This window comes from Sphaerospermopsis sp. FACHB-1194, assembly GCF_014696235.1.
GTDB lineage: Bacteria > Cyanobacteriota > Cyanobacteriia > Cyanobacteriales > Nostocaceae > Sphaerospermopsis > Sphaerospermopsis kisseleviana.
The window spans coordinates 14,156-33,190 of sequence record NZ_JACJPU010000035.1 but is presented as its reverse complement, the minus strand read 5'-3'; the positions used below and the strand labels follow the sequence as shown (position 1 = coordinate 33,190).

The 19,035-nt window shown below is 37.1% G+C and carries 16 protein-coding genes; 8 read left to right on the top strand and 8 right to left on the bottom strand.

The features are described 5' to 3' along the window. Positions 1–14: 14 nt before the first annotated feature. Together H6F45_RS18475 and H6F45_RS18470 are read left to right on the top strand one after the other, a co-directional pair. Positions 15–1,328, top strand: coding sequence for a TldD/PmbA family protein (locus H6F45_RS18475; protein ID WP_190348035.1), 1,314 nt, complete (start codon positions 15–17; stop codon positions 1,326–1,328). Between the two features lie 173 nt (positions 1,329–1,501). Beyond that, positions 1,502–4,123: a chloride channel protein gene (locus H6F45_RS18470; protein WP_190348034.1), complete on the top strand. Its 2,622-nt coding sequence runs from the start codon at positions 1,502–1,504 to the stop codon at positions 4,121–4,123. Between the two features lie 314 nt (positions 4,124–4,437). Here the strand turns inward: H6F45_RS18470 and H6F45_RS18465 are convergent, their stop codons facing one another. Beyond that, the gene (locus H6F45_RS18465) at positions 4,438–4,647 is read right to left on the bottom strand and encodes a hypothetical protein (protein WP_096572584.1); all 210 of its coding nucleotides are present in this window, start codon (positions 4,645–4,647) and stop codon (positions 4,438–4,440) included. 281 nt (positions 4,648–4,928) lie between these two features. Between H6F45_RS18465 and H6F45_RS18460 the strand changes: the two genes are divergently transcribed. The 3 genes from H6F45_RS18460 (at position 4,929) to H6F45_RS18450 (ending at position 7,880) form a co-directional block, all read left to right on the top strand. Further along, entirely contained in the window at positions 4,929–7,088 is a 2,160-nt protein-coding gene (locus H6F45_RS18460; protein ID WP_190348033.1) for a Tex family protein, read from the top strand. Positions 7,089–7,259: 171 nt separating this feature from the next. Next, the gene (locus tag H6F45_RS18455; protein WP_096566009.1) at positions 7,260–7,649 is read left to right on the top strand and encodes a phage holin family protein; all 390 of its coding nucleotides are present in this window, start codon (positions 7,260–7,262) and stop codon (positions 7,647–7,649) included. Between the two features lie 42 nt (positions 7,650–7,691). Beyond that, positions 7,692–7,880, top strand: coding sequence for a YqaE/Pmp3 family membrane protein (locus H6F45_RS18450; RefSeq protein ID WP_096566007.1), 189 nt, complete (start codon positions 7,692–7,694; stop codon positions 7,878–7,880). A gap of 32 nt (positions 7,881–7,912) precedes the next feature. Here the strand turns inward: H6F45_RS18450 and H6F45_RS18445 are convergent, their stop codons facing one another. Beyond that, positions 7,913–9,139 carry an exonuclease SbcCD subunit D gene (locus H6F45_RS18445; RefSeq protein WP_190348032.1) on the bottom strand — a complete coding sequence of 409 codons (1,227 nt, stop codon included), beginning with the start codon at positions 9,137–9,139 and terminating at the stop codon, positions 7,913–7,915. A gap of 196 nt (positions 9,140–9,335) precedes the next feature. Here H6F45_RS18445 and H6F45_RS18440 point away from each other — a divergent pair, with 196 nt between their 5' ends. Continuing rightward, a complete protein-coding gene (locus H6F45_RS18440; RefSeq protein ID WP_190348031.1) occupies positions 9,336–10,703 on the top strand; it encodes a serine/threonine-protein kinase in 1,368 nt (455 codons plus the stop codon). Between the two features lie 395 nt (positions 10,704–11,098). On the opposite strand, the gene cysH is transcribed toward H6F45_RS18440, so the two are convergent. The 6 genes from cysH to H6F45_RS18410 all read right to left on the bottom strand — a co-directional run bounded on the left by cysH (position 11,099) and on the right by H6F45_RS18410 (position 16,553). Continuing rightward, positions 11,099–11,803 carry a phosphoadenosine phosphosulfate reductase gene (cysH, locus tag H6F45_RS18435; RefSeq protein WP_190348030.1) on the bottom strand — a complete coding sequence of 235 codons (705 nt, stop codon included), beginning with the start codon at positions 11,801–11,803 and terminating at the stop codon, positions 11,099–11,101. A gap of 204 nt (positions 11,804–12,007) precedes the next feature. Continuing rightward, a complete protein-coding gene (locus H6F45_RS18430) occupies positions 12,008–12,514 on the bottom strand; it encodes a DUF29 family protein (protein WP_190348029.1) in 507 nt (168 codons plus the stop codon). A gap of 31 nt (positions 12,515–12,545) precedes the next feature. Next, positions 12,546–13,046 (bottom strand): DUF29 family protein, encoded by a 501-nt coding sequence (locus H6F45_RS18425; protein WP_190348028.1) that lies wholly within the window; start codon positions 13,044–13,046, stop codon positions 12,546–12,548. Positions 13,047–13,059: 13 nt separating this feature from the next. Continuing rightward, positions 13,060–13,578, bottom strand: coding sequence for a DUF29 family protein (locus tag H6F45_RS18420; protein ID WP_190348027.1), 519 nt, complete (start codon positions 13,576–13,578; stop codon positions 13,060–13,062). A 120-nt stretch (positions 13,579–13,698) separates the two neighbouring features. Continuing rightward, a complete protein-coding gene (locus H6F45_RS18415; RefSeq protein ID WP_190348026.1) occupies positions 13,699–16,080 on the bottom strand; it encodes a phosphoketolase family protein in 2,382 nt (793 codons plus the stop codon). A 242-nt stretch (positions 16,081–16,322) separates the two neighbouring features. After that, positions 16,323–16,553 carry a hypothetical protein gene (locus H6F45_RS18410; RefSeq protein ID WP_190348025.1) on the bottom strand — a complete coding sequence of 77 codons (231 nt, stop codon included), beginning with the start codon at positions 16,551–16,553 and terminating at the stop codon, positions 16,323–16,325. Positions 16,554–16,958: 405 nt separating this feature from the next. On the opposite strand from H6F45_RS18410, the gene H6F45_RS18405 reads away from it, so the two are divergent. Both H6F45_RS18405 and H6F45_RS18400 read left to right on the top strand, forming a co-directional pair. Then, positions 16,959–17,699, top strand: coding sequence for a dienelactone hydrolase family protein (locus H6F45_RS18405; protein WP_190348047.1), 741 nt, complete (start codon positions 16,959–16,961; stop codon positions 17,697–17,699). A gap of 211 nt (positions 17,700–17,910) precedes the next feature. Beyond that, positions 17,911–18,759, top strand: a complete 849-nt coding sequence (locus H6F45_RS18400; protein ID WP_190348024.1) for a 3'(2'),5'-bisphosphate nucleotidase CysQ — start codon at positions 17,911–17,913, stop codon at positions 18,757–18,759. Positions 18,760–19,035: the final 276 nt, after the last annotated feature.

Genomic DNA, 19,035 nt, shown 5'->3' with positions numbered 1-19,035 from the left:
ATTAATCAAGGGAAATGGGTTCTGCAAAATTGTCACAAGATACACTAGCGGAACAGTTGCTAGAACTGGCTTTAAAATCTGGCGCAGAGGCTGCGGAAGTGTATCAGTCCCGATCGCTTTCTCGTCCTGTGTTTTTTGAGGCCAACCGCTTAAAACAACTAGAAACCAGTCAATCTGAAGGTACAGCATTGCGGCTATGGCGAAACGGTCGTCCAGGACTGACTGTGGCTTACGGTTCTGTAGATCCTCAAGGGATGGTAGAACGAGCTTTAGTTCTCAGTCAGTTAAATCACCCTGAACCTGTAGAACTCAGTCGTAATTCTGAAAAATATTACCCTGATTTGGGGGAAGCTGTTCCAGTGGACAAACTGATAGACTGGGGCAAAAATGCGATCGCTATCGTGCGTGAATTCTATCCTGATGTTCTCTGTAATAGTGATTGGGAATGTGATGTAGAAAATACTCGTTTAATCAATAGCAAAGGTTTGGATTGTCACTATACTGATACTACTCTCAGTTGCTATATGTCCGCAGAATGGGTCAGAGGTGATGATTTTCTCAGTGTTGCTGATGGACAAACCCAACGCGGTGAACTTGAACCCGCCAGAGTGGCGAATCAAATTTTACAGCGATTAAATTGGGCAAAAGAAAACGTTTCTACCCCTAGCGGTCGGTTTCCAGTTTTATTTACTTCCAAAGCTGCGGATATGCTTTGGGGAACTGTCCAAGCTGCATTAAATGGTAAGCAAGTCTTGGAAAAAGCTTCTCCTTGGGCAGAAAAAAAGGGTCTACCTGTTGTTGCACCCTCTCTCACCCTTTACCAAAACCCCCAAGCAGGTCCTTACAGTTGTCCTTTTGATGATGAAGGCAATCCTACCAAGTCTTTGATATTTATCGAAAACGGAATTTTACGCAATTTTTATAGCGATCGCACTATTGGCAGACAATTAGGTATTGGTAGCACTGGTAATGGTTTTCGCCCTGGTTTGGGTAGTTATCCCACCCCTGGTTTATTTAACTTTCTCATCCAACCTGGTAAAGCAACGTTACAAGAATTAATTCAAGATATGGATGAAGGTTTAATAGTCGATCAAATGCTAGGAGGAGGAGGAGGAATTTCTGGTGATTTTTCTATCAATATTGATTTGGGATATTTGGTAAAAAAAGGTCAAATAATTGGTAGAGTTAAAGATACAATGGTCGCCGGCAATGTTTACACAGCCCTCAAACAAATAGTTAAACTCGGTGGGGATGCAGATTGGAATGGTTCTTGTTATACTCCATCTTTGATAGTGGAAGGACTTTCTACAACTGGGAAAAATAGTTGATTTCAGGTGACAGGTGACAGTTGACAGGTGACAGGTGACAGTAAGAAGGTAAGAGAGAATAGCTAATAATTTTACCAATCACCAATCACCAATCACCAATCACCAATTATAGAGAATTATGATTTATGGAGGTTATTTTTCAATTTTGAATGTTGAATTTTAAATTTTAAATTATGATTTTCCCGGACATACTAACCCAGCGTTTTCGCAACTTGTGGCAGTCCAAAAAAAGTTTAGCAATATCTTCAATGGGCTATGCCAATATTGAAGCTTGTGTCATAGGAATTATTGCGGCTTTATCAGCAGTATTACTTAAACAAGGTTCAGGTTGGTTGGGAACATGGCGAGTTCACAGTACCCAACTTTTACCAGCTTGGCTAACTTTACCTTTAATTGGGATGAGTTTTGGCTTTTTAGCAGGTTGGTTGGTACAAAGGTTAGCACCAGAGGCCGCTGGTAGTGGTATTCCTCAAGTTAAAGCTAGTCTTGCCAATGTTCCTATTAAGTTATCCTGGCGAGTGGCATTAATTAAGTTACTCAGTGCTATCATTGCCTTGGGTTCGGGGATCACATTAGGAAGACAAGGTCCCACGGTCCAAGTAGGTGCAGGTTTAGCGGCCGGAATGAGTCGCACTTTTCCCACTTCCCCAGAACATCGCCGCCAAATGATCGCCGCAGGTGCGGGTGCTGGTTTATCCGCTGCTTTTAATGCCCCTATTGCTGGGGTATTATTTATTATTGAAGAGTTACTCCAAGATTTATCAGGACTAACTTTAGGAACTGCCATTATTGCCTGTTTTATCGGTGGTGTAATTTCCCGGTTATTAGGTGGTGGAAGTTTGCAACTAAACCTAGAATTAATGGACTATTCTAGCCAATTTTCCCTGCAAGAAATTCCTATATTTTTATTGTTGGGTGTGTTGGCAGGGTTGCTAGGTGCTGTATTTAATCACGGTTTAATATTCAGTATTAAAACTTATCGGAGATTACACATTAGCTTATCTTTAAGAGTGGCTTTAGCTGGCTTGATTTCGGGTTTAATTGTGGCTTTACTCCCGGAATATTATCGTGATAATGCTGGTTTGCGGGAGTATATGATTGCCAGTCAACCGAATCTTTTGTTAGCAATTATCACTTTTATTAGTCAATTTATTTTAACATTAATTGCCTTTGGTTCTGGCGCTCCAGGGGGATTATTTGCACCCAGTTTAATTTTAGGTTCTTGTTTAGGTCATATAGTTGGAGTTTGTGAGTTTCAACTGTGGGGTTTTGGTTCTCCTACTACCTACGCTTTAGCAGGAATGGGGGGCTTTTTTAGCGCCGTTTCTAAAGTTCCGATTACAGCTATTGTGATTATTTTTGAAATGACGACAGATTTCAATCTTGTATTACCTTTGATGATTGTTTCTGTCACTTCTTATTTAGTTGCGGATCAAGTTTTACCTGGTTCACTGTATGAAAAACTTTTACTATTAAATGGGATCAAACTTCAGAAAAATGCTCCAATTGAAGGGGTATTAACTGAATTAACAGCCAAGGATGTAATGCAGCAACGGGTAGAAACTCTAGAGGCAGAAATGTCTATAGAAGAATCAATTCAAGCCTTTTCTCGTTCTCATCATCGGGGGTTTCCAGTGGTAGAAAAAAATCAATTAGTGGGAATTATTACTCAATCAGATATACAAAATATTTACCCCTTCCGGCATACAGTTTTAAGGGAAATCATGACACCAAAACCAATCACAGTTAAGCCGACACAAACTTTGAGTGATGTACTGTATTTACTGGATCGTTATCAAATTAGTCGTTTACCAGTGGTAGAAAAACAAAAATTGATTGGTATTATTACTCGTGCAGATATTATTAGAGCAGAAGCAGATCGTCTGAACTGTAAAAATGGTATGACTGGACCACAACCAGAACCATCTTATGTAGTGTACCAAACGCGATCGCCTAATATTGGTAGAGGTAGATTATTAGTTACACTTGCTAACCCAGATACAGCAGAAACTTTATTACAAATGGCTGCTACTATTGCCCGCGATCGCCATTATGAATTAGAGTGTTTACAAATTATTTTAGTATCCCGTAACAGTTCCCCATCAGAAACAGAAGTCAGAACTACAAGAAGTCGTCGCTTACTCAGACACGCGGAAGCTTTAGCCAAAAAATTGCACATTCCTATTCATACACAAATACGAGTTGCCCATGATGTTGGGCAAGCAATTTTAGAAACAATCAAAGAACGTCATATAGATTTAATGTTCATGGGTTGGAAAGGAAATACTTCTACCCCCGGCCGTATTTTTGGTACTGTTGTTGACACTATAATTCGTCAAGCTACCTGTGATGTAGTTGTTGTGAAGTTAGGCAATTATTCAGAACCTCCCCATTTTAACCGTTGGTTAGTACCAATGGCAGGGGGACCAAATGCACCTATAGCCATTAAATTATTACCAGCTTTAGTCACATTAGGAAATGAGCCAGAAATTCGCCTCACTCAAGTATTTAAACCATCGGAATTAAAACCAAATCTGCAATTTTTAGAAGAATATACTCGTCAGTTAATCCGACACCGCAATTTACATAGTAATGTTTTTGCAACACCTATAGAAGCTGATTCTGTTACCGAAGGGGTAATTAATTTAGTCAAGAAAGAAGATTTTGATGTTGTAGTTTTAGGTGCTTCCCGTGAGGGTTTATTACAACAAGCAATTCACGGTAATATTCCTGAAAATATTGCTTCTGGTGTTGATAGTACAGTAATTTTAGTGAGAGGAGAAATTAATTCATAATAGGTGATTGGTAATAGGTGATTGGTAATTGGTGATTGGTGATTGGTGATTGGTGATTGGTAACTAGAGGAACAAAACCCAACATTTATAAGCTTTTGTTGGGTTGCGCTATCGCTTAACCCAACCTACAAAAACTCTTAACCGAACAGTATTGGATTGGTAATAGGTGATTGGTGATTGGTGATTGGTAACTAGATCATGATTTTAGAACGAAATATAACCAACGCATTTCAAATGGATGAAACCACGTAGCAACGCCATGTACACTCTTGGAGTGTGTAGAGTCGCATTGCTACTGTTTTAACACAAACCGTTTAATAATATTTCTTCAACAACTTGTTAGAAAATAACAGTACAAAAACTAACAAACTTAACTGAATTTGCCAAGGTGCAACAATCAGGCTCAGAATCAGCGTTACAGCCGTCAATACACCTGAAATATAAGCAACTTCATCATTATGTTTGTTCCAAAAGTAACCAGTAATTAACCCAGTAAATAATGGAATCAGAAAAAACAAAGGCATTTTACCCAATCCTGAACTAACAGCCTCATGGTTGAAATCCATAGATTCAACCTATAGGAGGAATAAGAATTGATTATAGACTTACGTATGTTTCCTTTACAAGAATTTTACAATATTTTTCTTGAACAAAGCTTAAACTGAGGATAAGAAACAGTTTAAATTATATAACTGGGTATATAATTGGGTATATAATTGGGTATATTATGAAATTTACAGGCTTGTACTGGCATATTGAGCAAGCATATTAAATCTTGAAGTAGCATTTTTAACAAAAAAATCGAATGTTGAACATTCCGCAATTACTAGCAACAGAACTAGAACTTAAACCCCATCAGGTGCAGAACGCACTGGAACTTTTCGCTGAGGGTGCGACAATTCCCTTTATTGCACGGTATCGCAAAGAACGCACTGGAGAAATGAATGAAGTGCAATTGCGGGATTTATCTGATAGGCATACGTACTTAACAGAATTAGAAGAAAGAAAGCAAGTAATTTTAAATGCTATATCAGAACAAGGTAAACTCACAGAAGAACTACAACAGAAAATAACCTCCTGTTTACAAAAAACAGAACTTGAGGATTTATACTTACCATACAAACCAAAACGCCGCACCCGTGCAACTATCGCTAGAGAGAAAGGACTAGAACCTTTAGCAGCATTTATTAAATCATTAAATGTGAAAAATGGCGTAGGTGCTGACTTAGAAATAGAAGCAGCAAAATATATTTCTGAAGAAAAAGGCGTAAAAAATGCAGAGGAAGCATTAAAAGGCGCATCAGATATTTTAGCTGAAGAAGTAGCAGAAAAAGCAGAATTACGCGCCTATCTGCGGGATTATTTCTTAGATGAAGGGGTGTTTGTTTCCCGTATTAAAGAAGAACATCCAGAAGGTACAACCAAATTTGAAATGTACCGCAATTATCAAATCAAAATCAAAAATATCGCCCCTCATAATATGCTGGCTTTGTGTAGAGGAGAAACAGAAAAAATCTTAAATTTTGACATGGATTTTGATGAAGATTTTGTACTTTCCTATTTAGAATCCCAAGAAATTAAAACCAAGGTCAGAAATATCAGAGACTTTTATCAAGCAATGTTAAAAGATGCCTTTAACCGCTTGATGAAAACTTCTCTTATCAGTGAAGTAATTTCTGAGAAAAAAACTTATTCTGATATAGAATCAATCAAAACATTTGAAGCTAATTTGCGGGAATTATTATTATCTGCACCTGCGGGAATGAAACCCACATTAGCCATAGATCCAGGTTTTAGAACAGGTTGCAAAGTTGCAGTTTTAGATCAAACAGGTAAATTCTTAGAATATCAAGCCGTATTCCCTCATCAAGCAGCAGAACAACGACAAAAAGCAGCACAAACACTAAAGAAATTAATTCAAAAATACAACATTGAATTAATCGCCATTGGTAACGGAACAGCATCCCGTGAAACCGATGAATTTGTAACAGAAGTATTAACAACTTGTGAACGCAAACCTGTTAAAGTCATAGTCAATGAATCTGGTGCTTCCATATATTCAGCCAGCAAAGTTGCACTTGCAGAATTTCCTGATTTAGATGTTACCGTCAGAGGTGCAATTAGTATCGGGAGAAGATTACAAGATCCCCTAGCAGAATTAGTAAAAATTGACCCCAAATCAATTGGTGTGGGACAATATCAACACGACGTTGATCAAAAATTGCTGAAAAAGAAACTCGATGAAACAGTAGAAAGTTGTGTGAATTATGTGGGAGTAGATTTAAACACTGCATCCAAAGAATTGCTAACCTTTGTTTCAGGAATTACCCCCACAGTTGCTAACAATATTATTGCTTATCGCAACCAAAACGGCGCATTCAAAAATCGCAAACAACTGTTAAAAGTAGCGAAACTAGGACCAAAAGCTTATGAACAAGCAGCAGGTTTTTTAAGAATTAGAGATGGAGAAAACCCCCTAGATAACACCGCAGTTCACCCAGAAAGTTATCCTGTAGTAGAGGCGATCGCTAAAGATTTACAAGTACCATTAAAGCAGGTAACACAAATAGCTGAAAACCTGAAAAAAACCAACCTCAAAAAATACGTAACTGACACCATTGGAGAACCAACCCTGCGTGACATTCTCAACGAACTAGAAAAACCAGGAAGAGATCCCCGTGCAGAATTTAAGTATGCAACATTCAAAGAAGGAATAAAAGAAATTAGCGATTTAAAAGAGGGAATGGAATTAGAAGGAATAGTCACCAACGTTGCTAACTTTGGTGCATTTGTTGATATCGGAGTACATCAAGATGGTTTAGTTCACATATCCCAACTTGCAGATAGATTTGTAGATGATCCCAAGAAAATAGTTAAAGTTGGACAAGTAGTAAAAGTCAGAGTATTAGAAGTGAACGAAAAATTAAAACGCATTGGTTTATCAATGAAAGCAGTCAAACAATAAGCAAGGAGTCAGGAGTCAGGAGTCAGGAGTGAAAACCGCTGACTGGAAAAGACTCCAGTTTCCTATAAGTGAAAAATCCTCCTTCCGATATACCTCAATCCTATCTAGCAACAGATGTGAAAACTGCAAAATTCTTTAAAAATAAAGGTAGCAGTTAGAGAGGTAAAAATAATGTGGGCGACATTTTTAACCGCACTCGCTACAGCATTAAGCTTGTTAATTGTCGATATCATCTTTCCAGGTGTTAGAATTGCCAATTTTCCCGCAGCTTTAATTGCTGGGTTAGTAATTGGTGCGATTAATGGTTCAATTAAACCAATTATTTCCACCCTGTCTTTACCATTGACTTATGTAACTTTCGGTGGATTTTCTTTAATAGTCAACGGAATTTGTTTTTGGTTAGCATCAGTTTTAGTTCCTGGTTTTAGAGTGCAGGGAATTATCGCTTTTCTTCTCGCTCCAGTAGTTCTATCTTTGGCTAATACCTTCATCAATAAATACTTTGCAGAAAGAAATCTGGAGTTACAAGGCAATAATAGTCAAATCACGACTGAATCTTAAATGAAAGCAAGTAAGTAGTTTTGAAAAAATAGGAATCATCCCATGAAATTAACTCGTTTGCTGCTTGGTTTGTTCTTACCTCCTGTGGGAGTATTTCTGACAGAAGGTGTAGGTATAACTTTGATCATTAACATTTTGTTAACCTTGCTAGGTTGGCTTCCCGGTAGTATTCATGCACTGTGGGTAATTACCAAACATGAAGAAAGATTGAATAGAGGGGAAGGTTTTTAGTTGAATTTTTGCAGAGAAATAGCAGTTTGTGTTCAATAAATTTCTTCCACTAATAGATTTTCTGCTGCTTCTAACATAGATGCAGCAATATTTTTTAAATCTTCCCGATTATTTAAATAAGTTCTTAAAGCTTCCATCGGATCAATACTACTGCTGGCGCTTAATTCAGGAATACGCGGTTTAGCTAATTGACTAACTAATTCTGGTTGAATTGTATAGATGTGCGCTGTACTTAAAGCTTTATGAATTACGGAATTTTCAATTAAATCTAATTGTTCAGAACGCAATTTATAAATTAACCTAACTACAGTTTCTTCGAGTTCATATTTAGCGATCGCCTTCAACAAAACTTCCTGCGGATCATCACTTTTAGATAAATCTACCTCAATAGTGCGAAATGTACGCACAGGTAAAGAGCAAAATTCCCACTCTACATTACCTTTTTCCAACTCCACCATTACATAACCTTTATCTTCCTTCTCCTCACTAAAATCTACCCTTTCTATACTCCCAGGATAAATCACAGGTGGATCATTAGATTTATTCAGATTTTGATGGCAGTGAACATGACCCAAAGCCACATAATCAAAACAAGGGCGTGTTAACAAAGATAAAGGTAAAGTAAAGCCCTTACCCACAGCTAACAAACGTTCAGCACCTAACATAGCATTATCAGCCATTAAATGGGCTAAAAGTACGGTAGGTACATCAGGATCAAGTTTTCTCACTTCTCCTTCTAAAACCACTTCTAAGCGTTCTGTTAAAAGTTGATTGACTTCAGCCATAGATAAACCCGCTGTTTCCTTGCGAGTCATCAACATGGAACGAGTCAACCAAGGGAGTGTAATTACTTGTACTTTACCGTTACGGGTGGGGATATGATGAGTAGTTAAAGTATCACCAACTACAAAACCAGGAACGCCAAGAGTACGGTAAATATTTAGACTTGCGCCGCCCACACCTTGGGAATGTAAGTCATGATTACCAACTAACAAAACTGTCGGTATATTGGCATCTACAAGGCGGCGGAACTGACTAGCAAAGGCTTCTTGTACGTAGGGTGCGGGTGTGGCATCGGGAAAAGCATCACCACCAAAAATCACCATATCTACTGGTTCTGATAAAGCGCGATCAATACACAAAGATAGGGTATTGACAAAATCTTCTAATCGTGTATTTAAGCCTGTGGCGGGGTTGATGCGGCCGTGGGAGAAACCGCTTCCTATATGGATATCTGAAAGGTGTAGGATTTTAATCATGTTGCTGAGTGGGATTTTTTTTAACGAACCGCAAAGAACGCAAAGGACACGAAGGAAAGAGAATTTAAGAGATATTTTCCATAGGTCTTATAATAACGAACCACAGAGGCACAGAGGACACGGAGGTAGTAGGTTTTAGTTTTTATCTGCGTTTATCTGCGTTTATCTGCGTTCGATTATTTTTGATGCTTGGGTTATGTTACAATTACGGGCATATTTAAGCATACATCTTTTTATGTTACAACCTGGAAAGCCTTTACAACAACGTCCCCAATATGTAATAGAAGAAGAAATAGGTTCTGGGGGTTTTGGTGTTACCTATAAAGCTAAACATCAAGAGTTGAAGTTACCAGTTGTTATTAAAACTCCTAATAGTCGTTTGTGTAGAGATGCTAATTATCCTAAATATGTGGAAGGTTTCCGCAAGGAAGGAAGAAGATTAGCAGAGATTACCCAACTTCAACATCCCAATATTGTCAGAATTATAGACTTTTTTGAGGAGGATGGTTTACCATGTCTGGTGATGGATTTTGTTAAGGGTGAAAATTTATATCATTTAGTACAGGATAAAGGTATTGTATCAGAATCTACTGCTATTGATTATATTAAACAAATTGCTGATGCTTTATCTCTTTGTCATGAAAATGGCATTATTCACCGGGATGCACATCCTGGAAATATGATATTAAGAGAAAATAGCAATACTGTAGTTTTAATAGATTTTGGTTTAGCAGGAAATGTGGACAGTGAGAGTATTAACCAAGCTGCTAATTTAGCTTTTGCACCTTGGGAACAAATGTTAGAAACGGAAAAGTCAGCAACTCTTGATGTTTATACTTTAGCTGCTTCTTTGTTTTATTTATTGACTGGAGATACTCCCACACCTTGTTTAGCAAGAAAAGTTTTATATCATGATTTAATAGAACCGAAGGAATTAAATTCAAAGATTAGTGATAAGTTAAATTATGCAATTGTTCAAGGTTTGGAATTAGAACCTAAAAACCGTCCGCAAAGTATGAAGGAATGGGTGGGTTTATTTCCTGGTATAGATGATGATAAAAGCCAAAATAATGTACAATCAAAATTAGCTTCACGACAGGACTATACAAAACTGGGTAACTACCTTGCAGGAGGTAAATGGAAAGAAGCAGATAAGGAAACAGCACGTTTAATGTTGGTAATTGCAAAACGGGAAAAAGCTGGTTATTTAAGTAGCTATTGTATTGATAATTTTCCCATAGAAGACTTGAAAATTATTGATAATCTCTGGTTGAAATACAGTAATGGAAGGTTTGGTTTTTCTGTACAGAAAAAGATATATCAAGGTTTACGTAGGACAAATAGTGATGATAAGATAATTTGGGAAGCATTTGCGGAAACTATAGGGTGGAAAAAGAAAGGATGGATGCTAAAACCAGGAGAGTGGTTATACTACCAAGATATTACTTTTGATATTAAAGCACCAAAAGGCCATCTGCCAGGAGCAATTGCTTCGGGATTTGCAAAGATAGGGGAAGCTGTTGCTTCAAAAGTATCTTCTCTTCTCTCGCGTCGAGACTTGTAGATTGTAACATTTAAAAGTTACAGAAAATTATTAAGTCTGAATCAGGATAACCAGGATTAAAGGATGTACAGGATGGTAATTTTTAGATGGTTGATAATCATTGAAAAACCATCATCAAAAAACATCCTGAAAATCCCAATATCCCCACAAACTATCATCAAAAAACATCCTGATAGCGAAGCGTGGCGTTAGCCATAAATCCTCAAATCCTGGACATCCTGATTCAGACAAAAAAATTCTAACTTTTGACTTTTGACTTTTGACTTCCCGAAGGGTGTCCTGGACATCCTGATTCAGACAAATACAAAATATTAATATTAGTCATTAGTAATTAGCCATTTTTTAACACATTACCAATGACCAATGACCAATGACCAATGACCAATAACTAAAAACTAAATGTGAATACCACACTCAGTTTTACCAGTTCCTCTCCAACGTCCAGCGCGTTCATCTTCACCTTCACGTACTTTAGTAGTAATAGGTTCATCACCAATGCTAGGATATCCTTGATCATGAAGTGGGTTATAAATCACTTTGTGTTCTGCAACATAATCCCAGCTTTGTTTACGAGTCCAAGCAGCTAAAGGATTAATTTTTAAACGTCCTTGGTTGTCTAATTCAAAAATAGGCATATTCGCACGGGTAGCAGCTTGGTCACGACGGCGACCTGTAATCCAAGCTACGGTGTTTAGTTCGTTTAAACCGCGTGTTAAAGGTTCAATTTTAGTAACGTCGTGGAATTTGATAATATCTGTATCCCATAATGCTTCACCGTACTTAGCCGCAAAAGCTTCACGGGTGTTTACATCAGGTGCTTTGTAGGTTTTTAAATCTAGGTTATATAGGTCTTTTACTTTAGCAACTAATTCTAAAGTTTCTTTGAAGTGATACAGAGTATCTAGGAAGATAACGGGTACTGGATGCTTGAGTACAGTATATAAAATGTGGGTGAGGATGATGTCATCAACGTTAAACGCGCTGGTTTGTACTAAACCTGTGGGTATGTTTTCCACAGACCAAGCTAGAATTTCTGTAGGGGTAGCGGTTTCAAATTTCTGATTTAAGCTATCTAAATCAAAAGTTGCAGCGACTGTCATGATAATTCTCTAGTAAGGTATTTTTACTTTGTGTTAAGTTTCATCCTACCTTATAAAGACACCTATTCCTATCGTTATTGTTGATATTTAGGTAATTATTTTGTACGGTTATTACCACAGGGGATATTTTAAAGTCTGTTTTTAAACGCAGATAGACGCAGATAAACGCAGATATTATATATAATATAATACTATAATACATATTTATTGCCATTTTTCACTACCAGGTAATTTAATAATGATTTCTGTGATAGCTTTTGGTAAGTCTTTTACAGAATGTACATAGGTCAATTCTAGAAAATTTAAAGCAGTGGAAATTATGCTATTTTTATCAACCATTTCTGCTAGTTGAAATTCTGTATAGATACCATTCAAAACTTCTACGCTTGCATCACCTATTGCTAATTCTATTTCTTCTTCTAAATAATTATCCCATTCATCTTTATTGATGTAATAGGATTTTTTATTTTCTTTAAGATTGATTTTTTTGATTTCTACTAAAGAGTTACGAATAGACACAACCCAAGAGTTTGTTAACCTTTTTTCTATTTGATTTTTAATCAAATGTATTAACAAAACCCTTAAAAATGATTGAATATTCCTTAAAATTGCTTGTTTACTCATCCCCTCTAACTCATCAACAATAGCCAAAGCATCTTCATAACGTCCGGCTAAAATACTATTTCTCAAGTCTATTAATTCCTGTGTCATCTTTTTTCACCTCTTAGCTTTTCCCTAACTGCTAATTTTCCCCACTGGGTAATTTACCTAAATATTCATCTATTATATCAGGTAATTCTCGGATTTGATAATTATAGATAAATGTGAGTAATTCTGTTGCTGTTAATATTAATTGTTCTTTATTGAGAAGTTGTGAAAGTTGTTTTCTGTTAAATTTACCATTCATTACTTCTAAACTTGCATCACCTATTGCTAATTCTATTTCTTCCTGCAACCAGGTATCCCATTCATCTTTATTGATGTAATAGGATTTTTTATTTTCTTTGAGATTGATTTTTTTGATTTCTACTAAAGAGTTACGAATAGATGCAACCCAAGAGTTTGTTAATCTTTTTTCTATTTGATTTTTAATCAAATGAATTAACAAAACTCTCAAAAATGATTGAATATTCCTGAAAATTGCTTGTTTACTCATCCCCTCTAACTCATCAACAATAGCCAAAGCATCTTCATAACGTCCGGCTAAAATACTATTTCTCAAGTCTATTAATTCCTGTGTCATCTTTTTTCACCTCTTAGCTTTTCCCTAACTGCCAATTTTCCCCACTGGGTAATTTACCTAAATATTCATCTATTATATCAGGTAATTCTCGGATTTGATAATTATAGGTAAATTCAAGTAATTCTGTTGCTGTTAATATTAATTGTTCTTTATTGAGAAGTTGTGAAAGTTGTTTTCTGTTAAATTTACCATTCATTACTTCTAAAGTAGCTGGACGAATAGCAGACTCTAAAGCATCTGTTAATATTTCACCCCATTCATCATTATTGATATAATAAGATTTTTTATTCTCTTTCATGTTCAATTTCTTAATTTCTAAAATCGCATTTTCAATAGATGCTGCCCAAGAATTTGTTAATCTTTGTTCTATTTGATTTTTGATCAAATGAATTAACAAAACTCTCAAAAATGATTGAATATTCCTGAAAATTGCTTGTTTACTCATCCCCTCTAATTCATCTACAATTGCTAAAGCATCTTCATATTTTCCAGCTAAAATACTATTTCTCAAGTCTGTTAATTCCTGTGTCATATTAATTAACCTCAAAGGTTATTTAATAGTATTATAACAAATAATTCATAAATTTGATCAAAATAAGATCCCGGACTTCTTAAATAAGTCCGGGATCTGAGGTTATTTAGTCGTTACGGTTTAATAAGGCCATTTCCAGTCTCTAATTTCTGGCATATCTTCACCGTGTTTCTCGATGTATTGCTTATGTTCAATCAATTTATCTTGTAAATTTTGTTTCACATAAGCGGCTTTATAACCCAATTTTGGTACACGATCTATTACATCCATTACTAAATGGAAACGATCTAAATCATTCATTACCACCATATCAAAAGGTGTGGTTGTTGTTCCTTCTTCTTTGTAACCACGAACATGAATATTATTGTGGTTTGTATGGCGATAGGTGAGACGATGAATTAACCAAGGATAGCCATGAAATGCAAAGATAATTGGTTTATCTGTGGTAAAGATGATATCAAAATCTTTGCTGCTTAAACCGTGGGGATGTTCACTTTTTGGTTGTAGTGTCATCAAGTCTACAATGTTCACTACCCGCACTTTTAATTCTGGGAAATTTTGCCGTAAAATATCCACCGCAGCTAGGGTTTCTAAAGTGGGAATATCCCCCGCACAAGCCATAACTACATCGGGTTCACCATCTTGATCATTACTTGCCCATTCCCAAATTCCTAAACCTTTGGTACAGTGTTTAATGGCTGCATCCATGTCTAAATATTGCAGTGCCGGTTGTTTTCCAGCTACTATCACATTTACATAGTTGCGACTTCTTAAACAATGGTCGGTGACAGATAACAAAGTGTTAGCATCGGGTGGCAGATAAACACGAATAACGTCGGCTTTTTTGTTAATTACATGATCCAAAAACCCAGGATCTTGGTGAGAGAAACCGTTATGATCTTGTCGCCAAACATGGGAAGTGAGAAGATAATTTAAAGAGGCGATCGGTCTTCTCCAAGAAATATGACGAGTTGTTTTTAACCATTTGGCGTGTTGGTTAAACATCGAGTCAATGATATGAATAAATGCTTCATAACAGGAGAAGAAACCATGTCTTCCTGTTAGCAAATATCCTTCTAACCATCCTTGACAGTTGGTTTCACTCAGCATTTCCATTACCCGACCATTTGCTGATAAATGATCATCTTCGGGCAAAGTTTCCGCCACCCAAGTTCTGTTAGTAACTTCTAGTACAGGATCGATGCGGTTAGATGCGGTTTCATCGGGTCCAAAAACTCGGAAGTTCTTGCTTTCCAGGTTTTCTTTCATCACATCCCGCAGGAATTTTCCAGTAACTTTGGTTGCTTCTGCGTTGACTGTTCCGGGTTTGGGGACTTCTACTGCATAGTTGCAAAATTCTGGTATGATTAAATCACGCAGCAAGATACCACCGTTAGCGTGGGGGTTGTCTCCCATGCGTCGCTGGCCTTTGGGTGCGAGTTCTGCAAGTTCGGGAATGAGTTGACCGGTTTCGTCAAAGAGTTCTTCGGGTTTGTAACTCTTCATCCAGTCTTCTAAAAGTTTCAAATGTTCTGGTTTACCAGCTATATCACTAAAGGGGACTTGGTGCGATCGCCAATAGTCTTCTGTTTTCTTCCCGTCTACTTCCTTCGGTCCAGTCCAACCTTTGGGAGTTCTTAAAATGATCATTGGCCATTGCGGGCGTTTTTTGAAACCATGTACCCGCGCTTCTCTTTGGATACCTTGAATTTCCGTAACAATAGTATCTAAAGTTGCTGCCATTTGTTGATGAACATCCGCCGGATCAGCACCTTCGACAAAGTAAGGTTTATAGCCGTAGCCGATAAATAGGCTTTCTAGTTCATCATGGGGTATCCGTGCTAATACGGTGGGATTAGCAATTTTATAACCGTTCAAATGTAAAATCGGTAAAACCGCACCATCAGTAGCAGGGTTGAGGAATTTGTTAGAATGCCAGCTTGTAGCTAAAGGTCCGGTTTCGGCTTCCCCATCACCCACAACCGCCGCAACTAACAGGTCTGGGTTGTCAAAAGCAGCACCAAAAGCGTGTACTAAAGCATAACCGAGTTCTCCCCCTTCGTGAATAGAACCGGGGGTTTCCGGGGCAACGTGACTAGGAATACCACCAGGGAAGGAGAACTGTTTGAACAGTTTTTGCATTCCCTCTGCATCTTGGGAGATGTTGGGGTAATATTCGCTATATGTTCCTTCTAAGTAGGTGTTAGCTACCAGTCCGGGTCCACCATGTCCGGGTCCTGCGATGTAGATGGTGTTGAGGTCGTATTTTTTAATGATGCGGTTGAGGTGGACATAAATAAAGTTCAGTCCAGGGGTAGTTCCCCAATGTCCTAATAGTCGCGGTTTTACGTGGTCCTGTTTAAGGGGTTCTTTCAGTAGGGGGTTGTCGAGGAGGTATATTTGTCCGACTGAGAGATAGTTGGCTGCACGCCAATATGCGTTAATTTTGTGTAATTCTGTGTCTGTTAAGGGTTTTGGTTTGGGAGTGCTGGCTAATGTCATTTTCAACTCCGGTAGTATTTACACCAATGTCTAGTGTAATGGTTTGCTGTTTTGGTGTCATCTTACCTGTGATTTGTTTTTTCGGTGGGATGTTACAGATTTTTTTGATGTCACGCAGAGGCGCAGAGGCGCGGAGAGAGGAAGAAGTGATGATAAGTTTTTTTCTTATAAACGCCAATTATCTAATATTAATGAATAGCCTAAATTTTAAATTATTATTAAGTAATGATTTTTCTATTTTATTAGTCTTTAATATTATGTCCTCTTTTTTCCATAGCTTCAGCTACTATTTCATCAACAACTTCTGGAATATCGGCATATAATCCCATTAATGGGTCTTTTTGTTCTTGAATTTCTGCTAATCTAGCAATTACTTTTGTGAGCAATTCTGATACACTAGATTGGTTAAGCATTGCTAGGGTTTTGGCTCTTTCCAATGTGAGTCTGTCTATTTCTAAGTTAATTTGTTCCATGATGACTTTGACCTCTATTTTATGGTTTTATCTAATTGTATCATAGTAGTTGGCGTGTCGGTTTGATGATTGCTGCGAATTTCAAATACTCCATTAAAACCTTTTAAGGGTTTTATTTTGGTATGAGTTTGATTAGTTTGCACTCGATAGAGAATATACCCAATTTCGTCAATTACATCTTCAGGAAATTCTAAAAGTTCTTCTTTGGAGGTTTTGAATCTTACGACACATCCTTTTTTATTGTATATGATAGCACATAGTCTTAGTTAAAGATACAAAAATATACAAAATGCGTGTCAAACTAGGAAATTCAACTTCTTGAAAAAATCGAGTATTTGGGAAAATTTACTGATTATTATAAAACCTGAAGAATTACAAATTAACACATTAGCAAAAAATCAAAAAATGCAAATTGTTAAACGCAATATCGAATTAAAAGTAGATGATAGTTTAATGCGGGTTTATGTCGCATCTCCTAAACCAGAGGGTAAATATCCAGGAATTGTTTTTTACAGTGATATTTATCAATTAGGTGGGGCAATAATTCGCTTAGTTAATTATTTAGCTGGGTTTGGTTATGTTGTCGCTGCACCGGAAATTTTTCACCGTATTGAACCTATAGGTTCTATCATTGAACCTGATGATCTGGGGAGAATGCGCGGTAATGATGATGCACGCAGAACTTTAATTTCTGAATATGATGCAGATACTCTCGCTGTAATTGATTTTCTCAAAAATGACAATTCAATTATTGCTGAAAAAATCGGCACTTTGGGTTTTTGTATTGGTGGACATTTGGCTTTTCGGGCTGCTTTTGAAGATGAAATAAAAGCTTGTGTTTCCTGTTATCCTACAGGTATTCCCATCGGTAAATTAGGTAAAGGTATGGCGGATACTATTCACAGATTTTCAGAAATTAAGGGGGAAATGTTGTTAATTTTTGGTACTCAAGATCCCCATATTCCTGAACAGGATAGACAGACTATTATTAAGGGTTTAGAAACTGCAAAAATACCTCATCAATTTTTCTGTTATGCAGCGGAACATACTTTTATGCGAGATGACGGTTATCGTTATGATGCGGAAGCGGCGACATCTGCATGGCGAGAAATAATTGCTTTTTTGGAGAGGAAGTTTAAAGGGTAATTTCTAATTTTAAAACAACTTATTTAAGGGTTTAGCACTGCTAAACCCCTACCCAACAAAATATAAAATCGCTGAAAGTCTCTTCCCTTTTGCCTATTGCCTTTTGCCTTGCCATAAGGATAAATTTCAACGCCTACCTACTTAGTCGAACTCATGTTATGTTATGTTTGGTGAATTTATCACTTCAAGCTTTTCATGTTTCAACTAACAAATGACAAACTTACCAGAAATACTCAAAATTACTCGTGAGGTGGGTTGGGGTGCTGCTAAGTTACTGCGATCCTATTATCAAGCAACCGCTAACAACCTAGAAATAGAATATAAGCAAAATGAACCCATAACCATTGCTGATAAGGCTGTCAGTGAGTATATCCTATCTCACCTACAGGCAGCATTTGTTGATGAAGATTTTGGTTATATTAGCGAAGAAACCTATAAATCTCAACAAGGTAAATATCCTGGGGAGTTAGTTTGGATTATTGATCCTTTGGATGGTACAAGAGATTTTATTAATAAAACTGGGGAATATGCAATACATATTGCTTTAGTGCAAAACACAAGGCCAATTTTAGCGGTGGTAGCAATACCGGAAGCGGAAAAGATATATTATGCTACTAAAGGTGGTGGTACTTTTGTCGAAACTGTTAATGGTTCTCATCCTTTGAAAGTGGCTGCTGCTAAACCACTTGAAGATTTAATCTTGGTTGTCAGTCGTTCCCATCGTCATGATAAGTTAGAATTTTTACTGAAAAATCTACCCTGCCAAAAACAAAAAGCCATTGGTAGTGTAGGTTGTAAAGTGGCTGCTATTGTCGAACAACAAGCAGATGTTTATATTTCCCTGTCTGGAAAGTCAGCCCCTAAAGATTGGGATCTGGCAGCACCAGAATTAATTTTAACAGAATCTGGTGGTAAATTTACTCACTTTGACGGCAGACCATTAGAGTATAACACCGGTGACATCAACCAATGGGGTGGTTTGTTGGCTAGTAGTTCTCAAGATCACGAAATATTGTGTCAGAAAGCAGAACTAACATTAACTGAGTTTGCGGCTAAATGAAGCCCGTACACAAAAGATAAATTATTTTCCATGTAGACGTGAGTTATGCTATAATTATAATTCATGCTAAATGAGAGTGATAATTCCTAAAATCCTTAATGATTTTTTAGCTTTCAGCCTTCTATCAGCACCTAGTCAGATGTTCAGTTGGATCTAGTCTATGGGTAGCTGAGGAAATGTTACTTATTAGGAGTTCATATTCAAAGGCTGTGCTATACTCGCGGATATAAAGATTATTTTCGGTTGAGTAAGTCGTTTTAATTTGTTTTAAATGCG

Coding starts and splice junctions, on each gene's coding strand:
- H6F45_RS18430 (WP_190348029.1), bottom strand. CDS start 12,514: ATGACACAGGAATTAATAGACTTGAGAAATAGTATTTTAGCCGGACGT.
- H6F45_RS18465 (WP_096572584.1), bottom strand. CDS start 4,647: ATGCCTTTGTTTTTTCTGATTCCATTATTTACTGGGTTAATTACTGGT.
- H6F45_RS18475 (WP_190348035.1), top strand. CDS start 15: ATGGGTTCTGCAAAATTGTCACAAGATACACTAGCGGAACAGTTGCTA.
- cysH (WP_190348030.1), bottom strand. CDS start 11,803: ATGACAGTCGCTGCAACTTTTGATTTAGATAGCTTAAATCAGAAATTT.
- H6F45_RS18470 (WP_190348034.1), top strand. CDS start 1,502: ATGATTTTCCCGGACATACTAACCCAGCGTTTTCGCAACTTGTGGCAG.
- H6F45_RS18410 (WP_190348025.1), bottom strand. CDS start 16,553: ATGGAACAAATTAACTTAGAAATAGACAGACTCACATTGGAAAGAGCC.
- H6F45_RS18455 (WP_096566009.1), top strand. CDS start 7,260: ATGTGGGCGACATTTTTAACCGCACTCGCTACAGCATTAAGCTTGTTA.
- H6F45_RS18400 (WP_190348024.1), top strand. CDS start 17,911: ATGACAAACTTACCAGAAATACTCAAAATTACTCGTGAGGTGGGTTGG.
- H6F45_RS18440 (WP_190348031.1), top strand. CDS start 9,336: ATGTTACAATTACGGGCATATTTAAGCATACATCTTTTTATGTTACAA.
- H6F45_RS18425 (WP_190348028.1), bottom strand. CDS start 13,046: ATGACACAGGAATTAATAGACTTGAGAAATAGTATTTTAGCCGGACGT.
- H6F45_RS18460 (WP_190348033.1), top strand. CDS start 4,929: ATGTTGAACATTCCGCAATTACTAGCAACAGAACTAGAACTTAAACCC.
- H6F45_RS18415 (WP_190348026.1), bottom strand. CDS start 16,080: ATGACATTAGCCAGCACTCCCAAACCAAAACCCTTAACAGACACAGAA.
- H6F45_RS18445 (WP_190348032.1), bottom strand. CDS start 9,139: ATGATTAAAATCCTACACCTTTCAGATATCCATATAGGAAGCGGTTTC.
- H6F45_RS18405 (WP_190348047.1), top strand. CDS start 16,959: ATGCAAATTGTTAAACGCAATATCGAATTAAAAGTAGATGATAGTTTA.
- H6F45_RS18450 (WP_096566007.1), top strand. CDS start 7,692: ATGAAATTAACTCGTTTGCTGCTTGGTTTGTTCTTACCTCCTGTGGGA.
- H6F45_RS18420 (WP_190348027.1), bottom strand. CDS start 13,578: ATGACACAGGAATTAACAGACTTGAGAAATAGTATTTTAGCTGGAAAA.